Annotated in this window: 18 protein-coding genes; 7 read left to right on the forward strand and 11 right to left on the reverse strand. The window is 60.2% G+C overall.

All coding sequences use genetic code 11. The features are described 5' to 3' along the window. Positions 1-265: 265 nt before the first annotated feature. Entirely contained in the window at positions 266-688 is a 423-nt protein-coding gene (locus KF814_05410; protein MBX3235569.1) for a hypothetical protein, read from the reverse strand. 86 nt (positions 689-774) lie between these two features. Next, positions 775-1,851: a TonB family protein gene (locus KF814_05415; GenBank protein ID MBX3235570.1), complete on the reverse strand. Its 1,077-nt coding sequence runs from the start codon at positions 1,849-1,851 to the stop codon at positions 775-777. Between the two features lie 625 nt (positions 1,852-2,476). Between KF814_05415 and KF814_05420 the strand changes: the two genes are divergently transcribed. Continuing rightward, positions 2,477-3,412, forward strand: coding sequence for a PAS domain S-box protein (locus KF814_05420; GenBank protein MBX3235571.1), 936 nt, complete (start codon positions 2,477-2,479; stop codon positions 3,410-3,412). A gap of 280 nt (positions 3,413-3,692) precedes the next feature. Then, positions 3,693-3,947, forward strand: a complete 255-nt coding sequence (locus KF814_05425; protein MBX3235572.1) for a hypothetical protein — start codon at positions 3,693-3,695, stop codon at positions 3,945-3,947. Positions 3,948-3,969: 22 nt separating this feature from the next. Here KF814_05425 and KF814_05430 read toward each other — a convergent pair whose 3' ends face one another. Together KF814_05430 and ada are read right to left on the reverse strand one after the other, a co-directional pair. Beyond that, entirely contained in the window at positions 3,970-4,614 is a 645-nt protein-coding gene (locus KF814_05430) for a hypothetical protein (GenBank protein ID MBX3235573.1), read from the reverse strand. Positions 4,615-4,711: 97 nt separating this feature from the next. Beyond that, the gene (gene ada / locus KF814_05435; GenBank protein MBX3235574.1) at positions 4,712-5,794 is read right to left on the reverse strand and encodes a bifunctional DNA-binding transcriptional regulator/O6-methylguanine-DNA methyltransferase Ada; all 1,083 of its coding nucleotides are present in this window, start codon (positions 5,792-5,794) and stop codon (positions 4,712-4,714) included. Positions 5,795-6,044: 250 nt separating this feature from the next. On the opposite strand from ada, the gene KF814_05440 reads away from it, so the two are divergent. Both KF814_05440 and KF814_05445 read left to right on the forward strand, forming a co-directional pair. Next, positions 6,045-6,944, forward strand: coding sequence for an RnfABCDGE type electron transport complex subunit D (locus KF814_05440; protein MBX3235575.1), 900 nt, complete (start codon positions 6,045-6,047; stop codon positions 6,942-6,944). Continuing rightward, complete coding sequence (locus tag KF814_05445) at positions 6,941-8,290, forward strand: DUF2330 domain-containing protein (GenBank protein ID MBX3235576.1); 1,350 nt, start codon at positions 6,941-6,943, stop codon at positions 8,288-8,290. The genes KF814_05440 and KF814_05445 overlap by 4 nt, the downstream gene beginning before the upstream one ends. Positions 8,291-8,349: 59 nt before the next feature. Here KF814_05445 and KF814_05450 read toward each other — a convergent pair whose 3' ends face one another. After that, complete coding sequence (locus KF814_05450) at positions 8,350-8,781, reverse strand: hypothetical protein (protein MBX3235577.1); 432 nt, start codon at positions 8,779-8,781, stop codon at positions 8,350-8,352. Between the two features lie 548 nt (positions 8,782-9,329). On the opposite strand from KF814_05450, the gene KF814_05455 reads away from it, so the two are divergent. Both KF814_05455 and KF814_05460 read left to right on the forward strand, forming a co-directional pair. Further along, complete coding sequence (locus KF814_05455; protein MBX3235578.1) at positions 9,330-9,731, forward strand: DUF3015 family protein; 402 nt, start codon at positions 9,330-9,332, stop codon at positions 9,729-9,731. A gap of 67 nt (positions 9,732-9,798) precedes the next feature. Then, entirely contained in the window at positions 9,799-10,644 is an 846-nt protein-coding gene (locus KF814_05460) for a universal stress protein (protein MBX3235579.1), read from the forward strand. A 150-nt stretch (positions 10,645-10,794) separates the two neighbouring features. Here KF814_05460 and KF814_05465 read toward each other — a convergent pair whose 3' ends face one another. The 6 genes from KF814_05465 to KF814_05490 all read right to left on the reverse strand — a co-directional run bounded on the left by KF814_05465 (position 10,795) and on the right by KF814_05490 (position 18,356). Continuing rightward, positions 10,795-15,213: a DEAD/DEAH box helicase gene (locus tag KF814_05465; protein ID MBX3235580.1), complete on the reverse strand. Its 4,419-nt coding sequence runs from the start codon at positions 15,211-15,213 to the stop codon at positions 10,795-10,797. An 81-nt stretch (positions 15,214-15,294) separates the two neighbouring features. Continuing rightward, a complete protein-coding gene (locus KF814_05470) occupies positions 15,295-15,720 on the reverse strand; it encodes a hypothetical protein (protein MBX3235581.1) in 426 nt (141 codons plus the stop codon). Between the two features lie 55 nt (positions 15,721-15,775). After that, on the reverse strand, positions 15,776-15,976 hold the full coding sequence (locus tag KF814_05475; GenBank protein MBX3235582.1) for a hypothetical protein: 201 nt from the start codon (positions 15,974-15,976) through the stop codon (positions 15,776-15,778). Positions 15,977-15,993: 17 nt separating this feature from the next. Next, positions 15,994-16,410 (reverse strand): response regulator transcription factor, encoded by a 417-nt coding sequence (locus tag KF814_05480; GenBank protein ID MBX3235583.1) that lies wholly within the window; start codon positions 16,408-16,410, stop codon positions 15,994-15,996. A 165-nt stretch (positions 16,411-16,575) separates the two neighbouring features. After that, a complete protein-coding gene (locus KF814_05485; protein ID MBX3235584.1) occupies positions 16,576-17,220 on the reverse strand; it encodes a response regulator transcription factor in 645 nt (214 codons plus the stop codon). Further along, positions 17,217-18,356 (reverse strand): sensor histidine kinase, encoded by a 1,140-nt coding sequence (locus KF814_05490; GenBank protein ID MBX3235585.1) that lies wholly within the window; start codon positions 18,354-18,356, stop codon positions 17,217-17,219. The genes KF814_05485 and KF814_05490 overlap by 4 nt, the downstream gene beginning before the upstream one ends. A 97-nt stretch (positions 18,357-18,453) precedes the next feature. Here KF814_05490 and KF814_05495 point away from each other — a divergent pair, with 97 nt between their 5' ends. Continuing rightward, the gene (locus KF814_05495) at positions 18,454-19,275 is read left to right on the forward strand and encodes a hypothetical protein (protein MBX3235586.1); all 822 of its coding nucleotides are present in this window, start codon (positions 18,454-18,456) and stop codon (positions 19,273-19,275) included. The last annotated feature ends 1 nt before the right edge of the window (position 19,276 follow it).

The following is a 19,276-nucleotide window of genomic DNA, read 5'->3' on the forward strand; positions in this document are numbered from 1 at the left end:
CGCCTACTGCGATCCGGTTCGCTTCAGAAGGGACAACTTCCCCTGATCGCAGCAAAAGCAATCGTCACAAACCGCCGGCATCGTTTGCACTTGATCACGATCCCCCGCTCATCCCACCGGGCAATCAATTGCCCGCACTGACAGCGTACATCGTCGTGCCGCAAGGAACGTGGCGCAGCCTGCTTCGTCGCCCGAGTCATTGGCGTAGCCCTTTCCGCCGACCGGGCGGATTGGTCGGTCGCGCTTGTCCGCAGCCCCCGGTTCATTACTTGAACACCAACTTCTTCAGATCTCCGACCGGCACCTCCACATCGCCGAAGTCGGACTGGCCCTTGAATCGGCCGGGAATCGCCATCGTGAACTCGCCGGTCTTACCGTCGAGAAGCGTAATAGCCACCGCTGTGGCAGCGCCTTCGGTCGAAGGCTTGACCTCGACGGTTCTAATCGCATCGAACTTGATTTTGATTGTGGCCGTCCCGCGCTTGACCGGCACTTCCTTCAACTCGTGCGGCACAAACGACGTCTCGGTAACCTTCTCTTCCCAGTAGAACAACAGATTTCTGACTTCGGTTTCGATTCCCTTTGCATCGGTGGCCACGGCATGAAAGGATCTTTCCGATTTCGATTCGGCCCACACCGCTCCGGCAGAAAGCAGCAGACCCAATACCCCGATCCCTGATCGCACCATCAACCGGCAGGCCTTAACACCGAATGTCCTGTCCCGTTCTCCCATCATGTGTCTCCTTTGATCGAACACGTGAACGACTTTCCACTCTACCCCGCTAAACGGTAGGCAATTGGCACGAGGATCGTCACCTGATCCCGTCCGAGCGGATGCTTGAGCGGCAGCGGCGATGCTCGCCGCAGTACGGTCAAGGCATCCTGATCCAGCACGCCATGTCCGGAACTTTGCGCAATCTGACAATCCAAGATCTTCCCATCGTGTCGAATCACCGCTTCGACGATGACCTTACCTTCCCAACGGCGAGACCGAGCAATCGAGGGATACCGCTTGAGATCCTCAATCCGTTTCCAAAGCGACTCCGCAAGCCATCCAAAGTCCGCCTTCGCCGGAGCCACCGTTTCAACCCGTCGTTGGGGCACAGGCAAAACCGTCACGGTTTCGGTCGGCGGTTCCGCCGTCGGCACCGGTTGAGTGATCGCTTCTACCGGCTCGAGCACGGGCCGACCCACAATCTGCTGCGCCACCTCATGCGGTAACGCGACGCCCTCCGCTGATACTGCTACTGGCATTGCCTTCGCTTCTACCTCATGGACCTGCTGAACCTCCTGTTGGACAATCGCCTGCGTCACACCGGTCGCCTCGCGCGCTTCCCGCACCATCACCCGCTCTATGGGTTCGCCCATCGGGCGATCCTGAGTGGCGAGTTGCTGAATTGGGTGGCTTGTCTCCACGGGCTCAGCGTGAATGGGCGGCGCAGTCTCAACGGCAACCTCCCGCTCAACGGGAGTCGTCACTGACATCGGCCGCTGTTCGGTCTGCGCAGCCTGTATCGGCTGCACCATCGCCGTCCGCTCCACTACCCGCCGCTCAACGGGTTTCGGAAGGGCGACTGGCACTGGCTTGGACCGCATCGCTTGTTGTGGCGGGACCGTTGGTGGAGGCTGCACCACTGGGATCGAGTCGCTCGGTGAACGGGGCGGAGGAGGCGTGGGCGCCAACACTACATCCCAACGAAAGGGGGCAGGTTCACGCTTTGGCTGGAGATCGACGACACCTTGCAGCGCTAAGGCAAGGGCACCGCTATGCAGCAGGACGGAAATCAGCCAGCCGCTTCGGCGAAAATCCTCCGGCCTTGACCACTCCACTCCCATTCCAACTGGTGTCATACCGGCTCCGTTTCTCAAATCCCGCCTTCGCAATCGAGCGAGAGACAACAAAAAAGCCCAAAGCTGCCGAGAAGGCAACCTTGGGCTCTGATCTCGTGGGACCGTTGGCCTTATGAGTCTGCGCGCTGGGCGAAACGGTGGCTTTGGAGCGCGCTCTTCTTGATTTCAATTCTCAATATCATATAATGGAAAGCTCTGTCAAGGGCCTCTCCGCAGAAGAGATCCCTAACCTCGGGGACATCATATTGCCTAGTGAACGTCGGATGCAGAAGATGCAATGCCGGATCCGCTCAAAAGCTCGCTGCAGGCGGCAACACCGGCATCACCGAAGGAGTCTGGAGTCTACGCCGCCAAATCGCCTTTGGGGTGAACGCTCCATGTAACTGCCGTAGAATATTTCCTCAGTAGGACTCCCCCGCCAATCAAGGAATCGAATGATCCGGAAATTACGCTTCCTTACCAATGAAGCATCGTCGTGCTATGCCATCACCAAACACCGAGCCGGCGAAGGCAACGACACCAACCTGGATCGAGACTGCAATTCAATCATTCTTACCTCGCTTTCCCGAACGAAGTGTCCTATGATACAAACTGAAATCCGGCAACACTCAAGGTTGTACCCCTCGTGTCGCAGACTGAGTCAGCGCGGAGGATCATCATCCTGTCGCCGGTCGACCTGACGACGCTCATTATCACCGGACTGGTCTTCGGGCTCGATATTCTGACCCCGACCGGAGTCGCCGTCGGAGTCCTCTACGTCGCACCTGTTTTTTCTACGCTGCGGTCTACCCGCCCGAACTCTACCATACAACTGTCCAGCCTATGCACGTTGCTCGTCCTCCTCGGGACGTTTCCCTTGCCGACCACCGAAGTCCTGACTCCTTTCGTGATTACGAACCGCCTTCTTGCCTTATTCAGCATTTGGGTGACCGCCCTCCTCGTCAGAAATTATCGTCGCACTGCAGGGGAAATGGCACGGCTGGCGGCTATCGTGACCTCGTCCGATGATGCAATCATCGGCATGTCCCTTGATGGGAGAATCGACACCTGGAACGCCGGGGCTGAGCAGATGTACGGCTATAGCGCCGAGGAGATCAAGAAACAGCCGATTACAGTGTTGCTGCCGGACGACCGAAAAGATGAATTGATTGAGATCCTCGCGCGCATCAGACGCGGCGAACACGTACGGCATTTCGAAACCGTGAGAAAGAATAAGCGCGGTGAACTGCGTCACGTCGCCTTGACGGTCTCTCCAATTATTGACGAACAGGGTACGATCCTCGGCGCCTCGAAAATCTCTCAAGACATTACAGAAGAAAAGGAGGCGCGGGAAGAACGTGCGAGGCTGCTCAACGAGTTGCAGGCCGCTCTCGCCAAGGTGAAACGACTCGAGGGCTTTCTCCCAGTGTGCTCGGCCTGCAAAAAGATTCGGGACGATACCGGTCAGTGGGTCCCATTCGAACGCTACATCACCGAGCATTCCGAAGCGGTATTCTCGCACGGGTACTGCCCAACCTGTTTTGAATCGACGATGCAGCAGCTCAAGCACAAGATCACGTGATCCCGTCTCGAAATTGACACAGCTGTAGCCTGAATTGTGACGCCTGGTCTTGACGGAACCGTCAGGGATTCACAGGGGTTGGAGTGGAATGCGGCCGGTCAAACAGGCCGTTCCCCGCGCCATACAAGGAGTAGGCCAAGATCAAGGTTTGCAACCATTAAAGCACCAGCCCTGGCACCAAGATTGCTTTTCATGTTAGATAGAAAGAAGAGACGCTTCGAAACGACCACCCATCGGGAGCACGTGCAAGAGACCGCTCACGGATCCACAAGGAGGCAGCATGGCATTGAGTCACAGCAACGCTGATCCGACCGGAAACCTGACCGCCGCTTCGAGCACAAGCGACGCCATCCCCCGTAGCCTGACGTACGATGAAAAGAAGGCGGCCGAGGCCGCGTTCCGCGGGGAGCCGTTCAATCCAACCTGGTCGGCCGGTGCACGACGGGTGTATGAAGGTATCGTGCTCGCCAAGGGGGCCCGTGCCTTACAGGCGTTGAGCGAACCAACGTTGGAAGATGAGTGCGTCGCGCCCTGATTGCGAGTGCAGGCGAAGCAGACTAAGGCCCGCCCTGGGCTTTCTGGCGATTGGCACTTCCCTGCAGATCCATATCGAATACCATCGGCCCGTCCGGTTTTTGGGGATCGAATCGAAACGGCATACGGTCCGCCACCAACTTCACAATCGGTACCGCCACGATGACCGGTGCCTTCTCGGTTGGGCTTGAGTGTAGCGCCAGACGCAACGTCTTCGGCCGTTGAGCCGCAGTCAGCTCCGCCAGGTTGTCCCGTCCCACAAATCCCACGACCATCCCGCTGCCATCCGCGAGTTTGTGCACCTCAAACATACCGCTATTCTGCGCCACCCGCTCCAGCCCCAAGTCCGGACTCTGCGTCACCAGCGCCATTCCCAGCATGCGGGCGGAAATGAACCCAAATCGCTCGATCGGAGCCCGCGAAAAAGATCCATTGCCGCTCAGCTCAGAAACCCCGTTTTTTTCCCGCAAGGCTTTCCGGAGTTCTTGCTCGCTGGCCTGACGGTCCACCGTCACCACTGACGGAGCCGCTTTCTGCATCGGCAGCACTTCGGTCTTGCCCCCACCCCGTGCCGCCTCCGCCGAGGGCGCCCACTGACCCCACACCGCCGCTCCAATGATCGCCATCATCAGCCCGACTCGATACAACCGCCGCGTCACGCTTCCCATCGGATCAACCTCTTCCGCTACATGTCTGTCACAAAAATTCCGCCTGCTCATTCTTCGGACCGGCTCCGGCGATTCTATGAGTCGGGACCGCAGAAAATCAAACCACAACCCGCCTGGGCCGGCCACGACCTGCTGAAGAGACTTGCTCCAAGGCGAGCAATCGTCGCTTCCGTTCGATACCCCAGCGGTAGCCGGCCAAACGGCCGTCGCCTCGCACCACCCGGTGGCAAGGAACCAGAATCGCCAAGGGATTGGCGGCGCAGGCCCTCGCCACCGCACGGGCGCCTCCTGGGGAACCAATCGAATCAGCAATCTCTTGGTACGACCTGGTCTGCCCACGCGGAATCCCCTGCAGTGCGCGCCAGACCAATCGTTGAAACGCCGTCGCCTTCACACTCACCGGCGGACGTATGATCGTCTCTCCCGTCAGACTGTCACACACTGCCTGCAGGAATCCTCGCAGCCCAACACGATCACGACACACCACCGCATAGGGATAGTCCTCGCGCAACGACGCCAGCAGCGAATGGTCGTCATCGCCGAGACTGACGGCGACGAGCCCACGCTCCGTCGCCGCCACCAGCACTCGCCCCAATTCGGTCGAGGCCGTCGAATACCGCAGTGTCACGCCGCGGCCACCAGCACGGAACCGCCCCGGCGTCATTCCCGTTTCGGCGCAGAACCGCTCATACACGCGGCTCCCGGAACCAAACCCCACGTCGTAAGTGGCATAGGTCACCGTGTCGCCTGCCTGCAGGAGCCGTTTCAACCGTTCCGTACGCTGGACTGACTGATAGGCCTTCGGAGACAAACCCACCCGCTCGCGGAAGATTCGTTGGAGATGCCAGGGACTCACCCCTGCCTCCCGGGCCAGGCAAGCCAGCGTGACCGGCTCTGTCAGATGCTCATCCAAGTAGCGCCGTGCTTGCGTAACGAGTTCGTCGCTGCGGCTCCCGCCCGGTGCTGCTGGCTGGCAACGCAGGCACGCACGGTAGCCGGACGATTCAGCTTCGTTCGCCGTCGGGAAGAAGGTCACATATGCCCGGGCAGGACGCCGGGATGGGCAGGTGGGACGGCAATAGATTCCCGTGGAGCCGACCGCGTACACGAATCGGCCGTCAAAGCGACGATCGCGATGCAATACGGCTTGCCACGCGCGGTGTGGGCTGATGGTTTGCATTGCGTACTCCCAACGGCAGTCCCATCCTACCCCTGCCGCGAACCTCGTACCATCCGATTCTTGCGGTCAAAGTTGGAGGGACAACATCGGCCACGGCACGCGGTGAGAGGCACCGGCAAGATCAACGATCACCTTCACCTGACAGGGATTTATGCAGTTCCTCCATCAAGTGAAAGGATTCCTGGCCTCATCCCATCTCCTCTTGTGAGACCCAGACCACATTGGCCAAGTCGGGCGAACGGAGGATGAGATGGGATACGCCGACGAGAAGACAGAAACAGGCAAGCTATCGTACTGGCAAGACCCACGCTTGTACCAAATTGCAAGCCTCAGTACCTTGTTAACCTACGGACTGTTCCGGCTCGACTTCGGCCTGTCGACCTGGCAGATCGTCATCACCATCAGCACAGCCTTGCTCACACAGTATGCCGGCACGCGGTTCGCCGGACTGCCCCGCTTTGATCCCAAGAGCGCGCTGATCTCGTCTCTTTCGCTCTGCCTCCTGCTCCGCACCAACGACCCCGTGGCCGCAGTGCTCGCCTCGCTCATTGCGATCGGGAGTAAGTTTCTCTTCCGCTGGCATGACAAACACATCTTTAACCCGACCAACCTCGCACTGACCGTCCTATTGGCCAGCGGCCTCGGCTGGATCTCTCCGGGACAATGGGGGCAGGTCGCGTGGTTCGGCTTCCTCATTGCCTGCTTGGGGAGCCTGGTCGTGACCCGCGCCGCTCGGGCCGACGTGACGATCTCGTTTCTCGGGTTCTACATCGGTCTCCTCATCGCCCGTACTGTCTGGCTCGGCGATCCGCTCACAATCCCGTTGCACCAAATCCAAAGCGGCGCCTTGCTCATCTTTGCCTTCTTCATGATTTCAGACCCGAAGACCACACCTGATTCCCGGGCGGGCCGGATCCTCTACGCACTGTGCGTGGCCCTGGTCGCCCTCTATGTCCAATTCGGATTCTTCCGCCCGAATGGTCCGCTCTGGGGACTGGTCTTCTGTGCACCCCTCGTCCCCGTGATCGACCGCTGGCTTCCTGGCATCCGCTACGCATGGAAGGCCCCTTCAATCGGGCACGTGCCTTCAACTCCGGCTCTCTCCCTTCCAGTGCCACTGTCCATCTCACAACCAAGGAGGATCTCATGACACGTTGGCTGCCCCCCATGCTCACCCTGATGGTTTGGCTGCTTCTTTGGAGCGGCGAGGCCTCAGCCTTTTGCGGGTTCTATGTCGCAAAAGCCGACAGCTCCCTCTTCAACAAGGCATCCGAAGTTGTTATTGCGCGCCATGACAATAAAACCGTCATTACCATGGCCAACGATTTCAAAGGGGATGTGAAGGAGTTCGCGATGGTCGTGCCGGTTCCCACACTCCTCGAAAAGGAACAGATTCACATAGGCGATCCGGCCGTCATGAAACACCTGGCTGACTACTCGGCCCCGCGACTGGTGGAATACTTCGATTCGAATCCTTGTCTTCGCTATGAAATGATGGAGGACCGTGCGCTCGGCGCCGCAAAAAACATGATGCCAGCGGCATCCGCCGCACGTGAACGTGAGAAGGCGCTGGGCGTGACCATCGAGGCGCAATACACGGTCGGGGAATACGACATCCTGATCCTGTCGGCGAAAGAAAGCGCCGGACTGGAAACCTGGCTGACGGAAAATGGATACCGGATCCCCTCCGGAGCTTCCCCCGTACTGCACAGCTACCTGAAACAGGGCATGAAATTCTTTGTCGCCAAGGTTAACCTGGGCGAACAAGCCAAACTCGGCATGACGCATCTTCGACCGCTGCAGATTGCCTTCGAATCACCGAAATTCATGCTGCCAATCAGGCTGGGGACTGTGAATGCCGACGGCGCCCAGGAACTGTTCATCTACATGCTGACGAAGCAAGGCCGGGTGGAGACGACGAACTATCGGACGGTGCGGCTCCCCGAAGCCCAGGAAGTTCCCCTCTACGTGAAGGACAAGTTCGGTGACTTCTACCGCGACCTGTTCACGCAACAGGTCAAACGGGAGCAGGAACGGGGCGTCTTCTTGGAGTATGCCTGGGACATGAATTGGTGCGACCCCTGCGCGGCCAACCCACTCTCGGCAGACGAACTACGTAGCTTGGGTGTCTTCTGGCAGGACGGTCACGGTCGAAGCGGAAAAGGCGCCGTGCCCCAGGGGCAAAACGTTTTCTTGACCCGCCTCCACGTCCGCTACGATGCCACCCACTTTCCCGAGGACTTGCTGTTCCAGGAGACCTCAGACCGCGCCAACTTCCAGGCCCGCTATATCCTTCGTCATCCTTGGGTGGGAACCGACGAATGCGCGGCCGCCACGGCTTATCGGCAACAGTTGCGCGAGCGGTACGAACGCGAGGCTCAAACCTTGGCATCGCTGACCGGCTGGAACATCGAGGAAATCAGGCGCACGATGAAAATCGACACGGCCGCTGCACCGGGCGAGCGAAAATGGTACCAACGGTTATGGTCGAATTGAGGAAACGAACGGCGGAGATGGAGGCCGGGCACACCCGGCCTCCTCATGGACAGGTTCCGTTAGTGGCCCTTGTCACAATCGCCGGTGCGCTTCCCGTCCAGCTTCATCGACATCGCCACTCCCTTCCCAGACTTGGACTTGGCGCTACGCAGGACGGAAAACTCGGTAGCGGAGGCGGTCCCTTCGACGTGGATGTTCGACGCCGGGGTATCGACGTCATACCTGATCTTGCCGCTCTGGGCCGAGAAATTCAGCACCTTGTGTCCCGGAAGCGGCGTATATTTTTTGGCAAATGCATACGTGAACACTCCCTCCGGATCGCCGAGGTGCTCCGGCGTCAGACAACGATCACGCGCCTCGGTACTGCCGCCCGGCAACCCGGACACCTGCACCTCGTAATACCCTGCCGTAAGCGGCAGGGTTTCCCCCGCTGCCGCAGCGGCCCAGAACATGATCGCTCCCAACGTAAACCAAGCCCCGAATCTCATCATTCTCATCCCCTCCTCGAGTGGGAACCGGCATCCGATTCAATACGCCTCTCGCCGACTCAGGCATTTTGATAGTTCCCCGAAGGTCTGTCAACGAAAGCCCTCCGATGATCCTCGTCTGTACGATGCGCAGGACTCCGGCAGCAACATGACAATTTCAGATATTGCGGTATAGTTGAGACATTGCTACGCATCGGACCCGAGGCGCGTCGCAGACCACGGCGCAAAGGACACCATCGATGGATGACCGTAGCCCACAGATTCGCCCCACGCACGAAGACCGGCTTGCCACGCGCTGGACAAAATCCCCCGCCGTGTCACCACAGCAGGAGGCAGAGTCGATTCAGTATTTACAACTGCCCTCGCCGTCGAATCCAGGGCACAACTATATTTTCCCCCTCGCACTCTGTTCCGCAACACCGCGCCCCCGCAAATCCTGACCGCGCGTCTCCCTTCGATACCGGCCTGGCGCCGCGCTACAAAATTACCGGAGTGTGGTATAGTGCGCCGAAATCGAAGGGCCGGACGACCTTGACGGAAGGAGCCTTGAAATGCGCGCGTTGCCTTCTCGCATCACCACATGTCTCAGCACACTCTGTGTCCCACTACTCTTTGCCGCCTGCAGTTTCAAAGCCACCTTCAAAGAAACGACCGATACGACCTCGAATATCACCGGCACCACCTCCGGCCGTACCTGGTGGAATGAAGACGGGATACTGAAGCCGGAACACAAGATCGCTGCCTTTGCCGCCTATAGCCATGAGAACCTTGAAACGGACCTCGCCCGGGGACGCGGAGAATACTTGGCCTCGCTGGAAACCTTACTGGACATGCCGAATCCGGGCCAATTCTCGCCCAACGCCCAGGTCTCCTACGAAACGGGGCGCGCCGCCGGCGACCGCTCGCCCGATCAGTTAGTCCATCGGTTCCGGGAACAGGGCGCCACGCACTGAGACGCATGCACCGACGTCGGATGTCGCCAACAGGCATCGCCGGCCGCATCGGGGGAATGTCATCCCTATGACCACGATCCCTGATGCCGTCGGCCTCCAACGTATTTTCCATCCCACGGACTTTTCCCCAGACAGTCAGGTGGCTTTCGCCCATGCACTCAAGCTGGCACTGCTCCACCGAGCGGAACTCACCATCATGCACGTCGACCCGACGGTGGAGCCGGAGGGCTTCGAAGATTTTCCTCGCGTGCGCCCGACGCTGGAGCGGTGGGGCGTCCTTCCGGCCGGTAGTTCCAAGCGTGACGTCGTGGACCTCGGACTTCAGATCAAGAAAGTTCGAGCGTTGGCGGACAATCCGAAACTCGCCATTCTCGACCATCTGAGTTCACATGCCATGGACCTGATGGTGTTGACGACCCACCAGCATGAGGGAATCACTCGTTGGTCACACCACCCTGTGGCGGAACCGGTTTTGCGGGCAGCCCATGTGCGCACGCTTTTTGTCCCAAATCACGTGCAGGGGTTCGTCTCGCTGGAGGACGGTCACACGTCCTTGAACCGGCTGCTCCTCCCGATCTCCGCCGACATCCCCTCGCAACCGGCGCTCGATATGGCTGAGGCCCTCGTGACCAGCCTGGGTAGCTCCTCCGCTGAGTTTACGTTGGTCCACGCAGGAGCAAAGGATGGGGCGTCCGTGCTGACGCTCCCGGAACGAGCGGGTTGGCACTTCGAGCAATTATTCGGGAAGGGTCATCCGGTGGAGTGGATTCTGGCGGCCGGTGAGGAGTTCGATGTCGACCTGATTGCGATGACGACCAAAGGCCGCGACAGCTTCTTGGATGTTCTCCGCGGCAGCACGACCGAACGGGTTCTGCGCGGGGCCAGATGCCCGCTGCTGGCGATTCCGGTATAGCGGGGCGCGACGTCGGTGGTTCGTGACTCGTATCTCGACGGAAAAGAGAGCCTGGACCGTACGGTTCATGGCACGGGCAGGGAGCGGAATTCGTCATCGCGCTGCAAGCGAGACTGCAAACCCACTCTTGAACAAACTATTAACGACGCTTCACAAGATACGTTGTAGCCGCTGAACGGCTGCCTGGCCTTTCGAATCCTTCCCCAACTCCGTCCTTACGACCTGGCCGTCGCGAACAATCAAGAAATTCGTCGGAATGGCGGGCACACGCGCCCCTGGCAGAATGATCCCGACCAAATTCAGCGGGTCGGCAGCACACAGCTTGATCTCTTGCGAAGCGGTAGTCGAGCCCTGCTTCTTCACCGCGCGCAAGGCTTCGACCGCCTCCGGCAGTGCGTACTGTTCCCCGGTAAATCCTGACACGAATCGACCGCCACGGATTTCCCCCGCCATTTCCAGACGCCGATAGCAGACCAGCAGATCCCGCCAGGCCGACACGAGCGATTCCCGCCCCAACAAATCACGAAACACGACGCCGTACCGGCGCAAGAGTTGCCGGGCGAGATGCTCGCTGGCCGATGATGACTGTGGTGCATTCGGTGGTGCATTGGGACTCATCTGGCTGAGCGCTGACGGCTGATGGCGTTCAGCAGGCCTGAGCAGCGACCATCGCCCGCCGACATGCCGAGGTCGCCGACTTCGATCTCCCTTGTCCGCTCGCCGCCGCTTCGGGTCAATGAGCGCCCGCAGATTGTCGAATCCATCGGCCGTTACCGACCCAGCCGCGACCAACTCCCACAACCCCTCTTCCACCTCGGCGGGCAGGAGCCGCGTCGCATGCAGGACCTCGTCGAAAAAGCTGGCTCCGCGGGACTGCAACATCGTGCGAATCGCTTGAGCCACCGACGACAATCTCGAATCGAGATCGATCCCCTCCACATTCTGCATAGCAAGCCCTCGCCACAGCGAGGCGTTGTCCCTCGTGAAGAGACTGACCGGCGCCACCCGTGTCGGCACGACACGCCGCCCTGCCATGCCCCCCAATTCTTGGAGGAGCTTCGGAGGGGGCGTGAGCCGCCCCCACATCACGGTCCCGCCGAGACAGAGCCGGTCGAGATGGACAGGATCATATTTGGCCACCCGCACGCGCAGCAGATGCGGCTCCCAGGTCGAGGCGGGAGCCTCAAACCCTTCAAGCTGCTTGACCACCTCCAACACTCCGGTATCCCCGTGCAGCCTGGCGCCGGGAGAGACATGTTGCCATTGGAAAAGGAACCGCATGAACTCGGCCGCGGTAACCGGCTCGATTTCCTTGCGGAGCCGGCCGACGGTCAAGCGATGGATTCGCGCCAGAAGTCGGCGATGGCACCACTCCTGAGACGAAAGTCCTGAGGCTTCAGCCGAACCATCCCGTATCCCCCCGCTCCCTTCCGGCGCCTGACGAAAGTGCCCCCGTAAGACTTGCCCCTGGGATTCGAGTCGCAGCATCGCGCCGTTGATATCATCCGGAGACACATGAATCCTTGCAGCCAGCTCGGCGCTTGTCGTCGGGCCGATGCATTCCATCCAGCCTAAGACGATCGCGTCGACCGTCGCCTCATCACCCGTGATGAAGCAGGCCGCAACTCGCTCCCGGTTTTCTGCTGCGATCCAGCCTGAGGCCTCGGAGGACGTCAGACGTGAGACGGGAGGCGATAGGAGATATGCGCGGCCGCTCCGCTCGAGCTCATGGAAATAGTGGATCCAAAGCTGGGCTGACTCGCCGGGCACCCACATCAACGACAACAAGGCATCGTGCGCCTCATCCATGTCGCGGACCACCGGCCACGATTCCTCGACTACCTGGTCGATTGCCGCCTGGTCCAAGGCGCCGAGACTGCCGGCCAGTTCGGCCGGTAAGCTTCGCCGCATCTCAACCGCGCGGGCCCGCCGTTCTTCCAGCGGCGCATCATCGAGGAACGCGTAGGGATTGGCGTTCAAAATCTCATGGCAGAACAGGGACGGGGTCGGCGTATCCACCGCAACACAACGGATCGTGCCCTCGTCGATCGCCCGCAAGACCGTTTCCAATCCCTCGATGTCCATCGCCTCGGTCAAACAGTCTCGGATCGTTTCCTGCACGAGCGGATGGTCGGGAATCTGGCGCACGGTCCGCTCCCCCTGGAAGTTATCTTGGCAGGCGATCGCGTCCGGAAAAACCGTCGACAGTAAATCCTCGGCCCGCATCCGCTGAATCTGCGGCGGCACCTTCTTGCCGCCGGAAAAGCGCAACAGGGCCAACGCTCGCGCCGCGTTCCAGCGCCACCTGGTCATGAACATCGGCGCCTGAAGGACGGCCTGCACCAGAACTTCCCGTATTGTCTTCACATTGAGAAAGGCAAAGACCGTGTCCAGCGGAAAACTGTGACGCTCGCCGAGCGAGAGGACCAACCCTTCGTCGGTTGCCGCCGCTTGCAGTTCGAAATCAAACGTCACGCAGAACCGCTTTCTCAAGGCCAAGCCCCACGCCCGGTTCACCCGGCCGCCAAACGGCGCGTGGATCACCAACTGCATCCCCCCGCTCTCATCGAAAAACCGTTCCGCGACAACCATCTGTTGTGACGGAATAGTCCCAAGGACCATTCGTCCGGACGCAATGTAGAGTACCGCCTGCTCCGCGCCGCGTTGATCTAGTCCACATTCGGCCTTCAACCAGGCTGCGGCGGACGACCGGAGCATCGAAGCCGACTCGGCCCGTTCATCCAACCGGTTCGCAATCTCCACCCGAAGACCGGCCACCTCGGCCGACAGATCGGCCGTTCGCGCAGGCGCCTCCCCCCGCCAGAATGGGATCGTCGGCGGTGCGCCGTGGGCGTCCTCGACACGCATCTTGCCCGTTTCGACGCCGCGAATCCGCCAGGAGGTGTTGCCGAGCAGAATGATGTCTCCAGCCAGGCTCTCTACGGCGAAATCCTCGTCGACGGAACCCACCACCGTGCCATCGGGCTCGGCAATCACGGCATAGTTGGCGGTTTCCGGTATGGCACCACCGGACGTAATAGCGGCCAACCTCGCACCCCGACGGCCTCGAATCCGGCGATTGATCCGGTCATGGTGTAGATACGCATGTCTCCGCCCACGATTGGTTGCGATGCCCTCGGACAACATCGTCAGAATCGCGTCGAACTCGCGTCGAGCCAATTCCCGGTAGGGATCCGCGTGTCGGCAGAGGGTGTACAGCTCATCTTCGTCCCATGACTGGGTGGCAGCGGCGGCAACGATCTGTTGCGCCAGGACATCAAGCGGAGCCGGCGGCACCGAAATCCGATCGAGCAGGCCGGCCCGCATGGCCCGGATCAGCGCGGCACATTCGATCAATTCGTCTCTCGTCGTGGCAAACAGCCGGCCTTTGGGCACAGCGTGAATCCAATGCCCCGCCCGCCCCACTCGCTGCAGGCAGGTAGCGATCGCACGAGGCGATCCGATCTGACACACCAGATCCACGGTGCCCACGTCGATGCCGAGTTCCAACGAGGCCGTCGCTACCACCACGCGGGCCGCGCCGGCTTTCAATCGATCCTCCGCCGAGAGTCTGATCTGTCGGGAGAGGCTGCCGTGATGTGCCGCGACGACTCCATCGCCCAGGTGCTTCAGCCTGTCTTCGAGATAATGCGACACTCGCTCGGCCAGCCGCCTCGTGTTCACGAATACCAGCGTCGATCGATGGGCTTGCACGAGTTCAGCCACACGGTCGTACAGATCGCTCCAAATGGCATTGGTGGCGACCGCGCCAAGCTCATCCTTCGGCACTTCCACCGCGAGATCCATCTTCCGTCGGTGGCCGACATCCACGATGGTCACGCCCGTCCCCTTACCCTCGTGGGTCGCAAAGGAGTCAAAGAGCGGCGCGTCTTGCTGCACGAGCGGCAACGCCCGGTCTCCTGTCAAGAATCGCGCGACGGTCTCGATCGGACGTTGCGTCGCCGAAAGCCCGATGCGCTGGGGCGGAGCACTGGTCAGAGCTTCCAGCCGCTCGAGTGACAGGGCCAGATGTGAGCCCCGCTTGTTCGGTGCCACCGCGTGAATCTCGTCCACAATGACCGTGCGTACGGTGCGAAGCATCCGGCGGCTCTTCTCCGCCGTGAGGAGAATAAAGAGGGACTCAGGCGTGGTGATGAGGATATGGGGCGGGCGCTTGAGCATGTTCTGCCGTTCGAGCATCGGCGTGTCACCGGTTCGAACGACCACCCGGAGTTCCGGCAGCAACAGCCCCGTCGCCATCGCCGCCTGGCCGATCTCCGTGAGCGGCTGCTGGAGATTCTTTTGAACGTCGTTGCTGAGTGCTTTGAGCGGAGAGACGTAGAGTACCTGCGTCTCGTCGCGCAGGTCTCGATCCAGAGCTTGCCGGAAGAGGCTGTCGATACAGGAAAGAAATGCCGCCAGTGTTTTGCCGGATCCGGTCGGCGCGGCGATCAGAACGTGCCCACCGGATTGAATGGCGGGCCAAGCTTTGATCTGAACGTCGGTCGGCACACCGAACCGCCCACGGAACCACTCATCGATGACGGAATGGAACGGGAGGACGGCCATGGGTTGTCATCGTAGCATCCGGCATCAATGGAAACCACCGGTCACGATAGGCGACCTCAAGCCGCGGCGCGAGTCCCCAACTCAACAGGACGACGAGGGCGCAAGGGGCAATGGCTCGACTTGTTGGTCGAGATCGGCCAAGGGCCTCGGGGCCATTCCACCATCCGCTTGCATGAGTACCAAGATCTGGAAATCGCGATCGCCCTCATCGACGCTGTGCACAGCCATGCCCGTCAGTCGAAAGCGTCGGACCGGCAGCAGGGGATCGGCTGCCGGATCGACGTCCACAAGGTCTTCGACCTTGCCCCACCACTGCTCGCGTACGCGCGATCCCAACAGGATCAGCTTGAAGAGAAAACTCTGACGGTCCAGGACATCCCGTCGCTTCAGGCCCGCCACCGCCAACATATCGCCGGCGACTTTATTCGCATATCGCAACTGCATAGCGCTGCTGAACAGCACCACGCCGATGGTCGATGTTTGGGAGTCATTCGCCTCACCCGGCATAATTCCCTCACCACGCGCCGATCGCGACGCTCATCACATTCACGAGTCCTCGTCGTTACATGCCATAGGTCTTGAGAATATCGTAGGAGGTCAAACATTCGTTGCAGTAGCCGCGAGAGAACAGCACCTGGGAGGGTGGGATGACGTGACGCGCGAGGTAGTGGTGGAAATCCACCCATCGAATCATCCCCATGCCGGACGACCCATCGTCTCGCACCCTCCGGCAGAGACCACACATCGGTATGACACGCACCATCCGAATCCTCCTTCGGGTCACTCTTTCCGAGGAGCCAACGTCCGCGTCGAGATGCCTTCCGGACACTGAACCCGCTCGCCTTGCATCACACGGTGCAAGCAATGCACGAGATCCCCCGTCAGATGTTTCACCAAATATCCCGCCGCACCGACCTCGAATGCGGCCGTCGCATAGACAGGATCTTCATGGGACGAGAAAAAGACGACTCTGGTTGTAGGAGTGAGTTCCTGAAGCCGTCGGCCGACCGACAGCCCGTCGAGAAATGAGAGGGAGAAATCGAGCACGACGAGGTCAGGGGTGAGGGACTTAGCCGCCAGCACGAGGGCTTCCCCATCCGTGACCGACGCAACCACCTCAAACTGGCTCTCGAGCAGGATCTCCATAAAGGCCAACATGGCCCGGGACGAATCGCCCAGCAACACACGGGGTCGCATGATTTTCTCTCTCAACTCCCTACGAAGTCGCTGATCGAAAATGGATGGGTATGTTAGGCCCCTGTAGGACTAACCACACGCGTACAAACACGAGGTCTATGCCTGTAAAGATACGAGCATATGGGCTGGTATTTTGTGTGAAACAGGGTCGAAAGAAGGGGAGGACTAGAGCTGACCGGTCAGGCCCTGTGCCATGGCATATTTGACCAATTCGACGGTACTGTGGAGGTTCAACTGCTCCATGATTTGCCCCTTGTGAAACTCGACCGTTCTGGGGGAAATCCTTAATTTTCCGGCAATATCCTTGACGGTATGGCCCTCTGCCAAGAGCTGGAGCACTTCCCGCTGCCTGGTAGTGAGCTCAGGCCCCATTGCCGAAGCACTGTCTCCACCGCGGAGCATTCCCTCGACCACCTCTTTGGTGATCAGGGGGGTGACGTAAAAATTCCCGCTCCGCACGGCACGCATCGCCTGCGCCAGCTCCTCCCCCACACAGCGCTTGAGGAGATAGGCGGACGCCCCGGCCTCAAAGGCTGCCCGAACGTAGGCCGGATCGGCATGCATGGTGATGAACACAATCTTGATCTGGGGGTGCTTGGTCCTGAGGACACGGGCCGCATCGATACCATTGAGCACCGGCATGGAGATGTCCAGTATCACGATGTCGGGCTTGAGTTGCGGGATCGCGTCGAGCAGCGAGCGGCCGTCCCCGACCGTGCCAACGAGCTGGCATTGATCTTCCAGCAATCGCCGAAACCCTTCGACCACCAGGGTATGGTCGTCCGCCAGCAAGACACGAGGCTTGGTCATGGATGCACCTCTCCGATCGGCACATGCACGGAGACGGTGGTGCCCTGCCCCGGCGCCGATTCAATGCGACAATGCCCGTCCAGCGCCAGTAGCCGCTCCCGAATGTTCAAGAGACCCAGGCCGCCTTGCGCGGGTTCGCCTACTTGCGGTTGGAATCCGATTCCGTTGTCCCGCACCACCAGTTCAACTTCCTCTCCGCCTCCGGTCAGTTCGACCTCCACCCGAGAGGCGTCGGCATGCCGCACGATATTGGATAAGCACTCCTGCACGACACGGTAAAGGGCTGTGGCGGTTGATTTGCCCGGCGGCGGATCAAGCGGCTGTCGGACGAAGAGAGTCTTGATCCCCGTTCTCGCCGAAAACTCATCCAGCAACCGTTGCAGCGCCGCTTCCAACCCCAAATCATCGAGGATCGACGGATGATACCGGTACGCCATGTGGCGCACATCGTCTGACAACGCAGCCAATCCCCGTAGCGCGCTGCGGACTTCGCGTTGCACCTCGTCGGGAACCGATCCGTTCCGCCGTTCAACGCCCTGAAGCCCGAGCGTGAGAATGGCCAATCGCTGATTCACATCGTCGTGCAGGTCCCGCGCGATCCGCCGGCGTTCTTCCTCCTGTGCCGTCAGAATTCTGCCGGTGAGGGCATGCAACTGCACTTCGTTGCGCTGAATCGCCAACCGGCTTTCCGCAAGATCCGCCGTCCGTTCGGAAACGCGCTGCTCCAGCCGCTCATTGGCCTCCTTCAAGAGCGCTTCCGTACGCCGACGTTGAAAGACAAATAGCACAGGGACCCAAATGGAAAACAGTCCTAGCAGGTGGTTGCCCCAACCGAACCACGTCGGGAGTCCAGGCAAGGAAGGTCCTAAGACGGTCCCAACCATGTGCAGGATCGAGCAGGCCAACGCGGTCCATGCCGGAAGCGTACGTCGCTCGGAGACGCCGGCCAGCACGACCACCAGACTGTACAGAACCCCGTTGGCTACGCCTAAGGGAAGATGCAGATCCAGGACAAAAAACAAGCAGGCAAGAATTCCGCCGGCAGCAAGAATGAGCTCTTCCCGCCACCGGGGCGCTCCCGCATCCGGTTCGAAAGAAGCCCGTGACGGCCTTCTCTGAAATGAACATACCGGCATAGGGGGATCATCTTAGCATGATCACCTGCAATGGAACTATGTCTGCCGGCTGTCCCACCGACGGCAAATGAGGCCCCTGTTCGGGTAAGATGGACGAATGCGCATACCGCCGATCGTCATCCTCGGGTCAGGCTATACCGGTCGCGTAATTTTCGAACTCCTGGGACGCCGCCACATTCACGTGTGCGCAACCAGCCGTGAACCAGACGTGAAGTTACCCTACGTCCCGGTTGATCGACGACTGCGGTTTGACCTGGCTGTCCCCTCGACCTGGACAGCGATTCCCAAAGAAGCTGGCCTCATTTGGACCTTTCCCGCGACGCCCCCGGAGCAGGTCCAAGCCTTTGCGCACACACATTGTCTCCCCGGACGCCCTCTCGTCGTATTGGGTAGCACCTCGGCCTATGATGCGAACTCCCAGCCGGCCAGCGGGCCGATCCCCTGGCTGGATGAATCGGCGCCAATCGATCACGCGCTTCCCCGCGTACAAGGAGAAGAACATCTCCGGACTCAATATGGAGCCGTGATTCTGCGCGTTGCCGGTATCTATGGGCCCGGGAGAAACCCGCTGGACTGGATCCGCCGAGGCCGTGTCGGCCCAAGCAACAAGCTCGTCAACCTCATCCATGTGGAAGATCTTGCTGAGATTGCCGTTCGCGCACTGGAGCGCGGGAAGAGCGGCGAGACTTACAATGTCAGCGACGGCCAACCTCGCGCCTGGCGTGAAATCTGCGAGGAAGCACGTACGCGATGGGGAGTGGTGCCAAGCGAAGCCCGGGATCGACGGGATCCCGGCAAACGGATCTCGAATAGAAAACTCGCCGGCTCCCTGGGCTACGACCTTCGCCATGCGGACTTATATCGTGCAATCGAGTGCATCGAGCGTCCGGAGAAATCGCAGCCTCGTTCCCCGTCCTGAG

Source organism: Nitrospiraceae bacterium (assembly GCA_019637075.1).
Lineage (GTDB): Bacteria > Nitrospirota > Nitrospiria > Nitrospirales > Nitrospiraceae > JAHBWI01.

Excerpts from the sequence above, each read along its gene's own strand:
- KF814_05450 (MBX3235577.1), bottom strand. The coding sequence starts at position 8,781 with ATGATGAGATTCGGGGCTTGGTTTACGTTGGGAGCGATCATGTTCTGG.
- KF814_05495 (MBX3235586.1), top strand. The coding sequence starts at position 18,454 with ATGCGCATACCGCCGATCGTCATCCTCGGGTCAGGCTATACCGGTCGC.
- KF814_05460 (MBX3235579.1), top strand. The coding sequence starts at position 9,799 with ATGACCACGATCCCTGATGCCGTCGGCCTCCAACGTATTTTCCATCCC.
- KF814_05440 (MBX3235575.1), top strand. The coding sequence starts at position 6,045 with ATGGGATACGCCGACGAGAAGACAGAAACAGGCAAGCTATCGTACTGG.
- KF814_05480 (MBX3235583.1), bottom strand. The coding sequence starts at position 16,410 with ATGCGACCCCGTGTGTTGCTGGGCGATTCGTCCCGGGCCATGTTGGCC.
- KF814_05425 (MBX3235572.1), top strand. The coding sequence starts at position 3,693 with ATGGCATTGAGTCACAGCAACGCTGATCCGACCGGAAACCTGACCGCC.
- KF814_05445 (MBX3235576.1), top strand. The coding sequence starts at position 6,941 with ATGACACGTTGGCTGCCCCCCATGCTCACCCTGATGGTTTGGCTGCTT.
- ada (MBX3235574.1), bottom strand. The coding sequence starts at position 5,794 with ATGCAAACCATCAGCCCACACCGCGCGTGGCAAGCCGTATTGCATCGC.
- KF814_05485 (MBX3235584.1), bottom strand. The coding sequence starts at position 17,220 with ATGACCAAGCCTCGTGTCTTGCTGGCGGACGACCATACCCTGGTGGTC.
- KF814_05430 (MBX3235573.1), bottom strand. The coding sequence starts at position 4,614 with ATGGGAAGCGTGACGCGGCGGTTGTATCGAGTCGGGCTGATGATGGCG.
- KF814_05455 (MBX3235578.1), top strand. The coding sequence starts at position 9,330 with ATGCGCGCGTTGCCTTCTCGCATCACCACATGTCTCAGCACACTCTGT.
- KF814_05490 (MBX3235585.1), bottom strand. The coding sequence starts at position 18,356 with ATGCCGGTATGTTCATTTCAGAGAAGGCCGTCACGGGCTTCTTTCGAA.
- KF814_05475 (MBX3235582.1), bottom strand. The coding sequence starts at position 15,976 with ATGGTGCGTGTCATACCGATGTGTGGTCTCTGCCGGAGGGTGCGAGAC.
- KF814_05415 (MBX3235570.1), bottom strand. The coding sequence starts at position 1,851 with ATGACACCAGTTGGAATGGGAGTGGAGTGGTCAAGGCCGGAGGATTTT.
- KF814_05470 (MBX3235581.1), bottom strand. The coding sequence starts at position 15,720 with ATGCCGGGTGAGGCGAATGACTCCCAAACATCGACCATCGGCGTGGTG.
- KF814_05465 (MBX3235580.1), bottom strand. The coding sequence starts at position 15,213 with ATGGCCGTCCTCCCGTTCCATTCCGTCATCGATGAGTGGTTCCGTGGG.
- KF814_05410 (MBX3235569.1), bottom strand. The coding sequence starts at position 688 with ATGGTGCGATCAGGGATCGGGGTATTGGGTCTGCTGCTTTCTGCCGGA.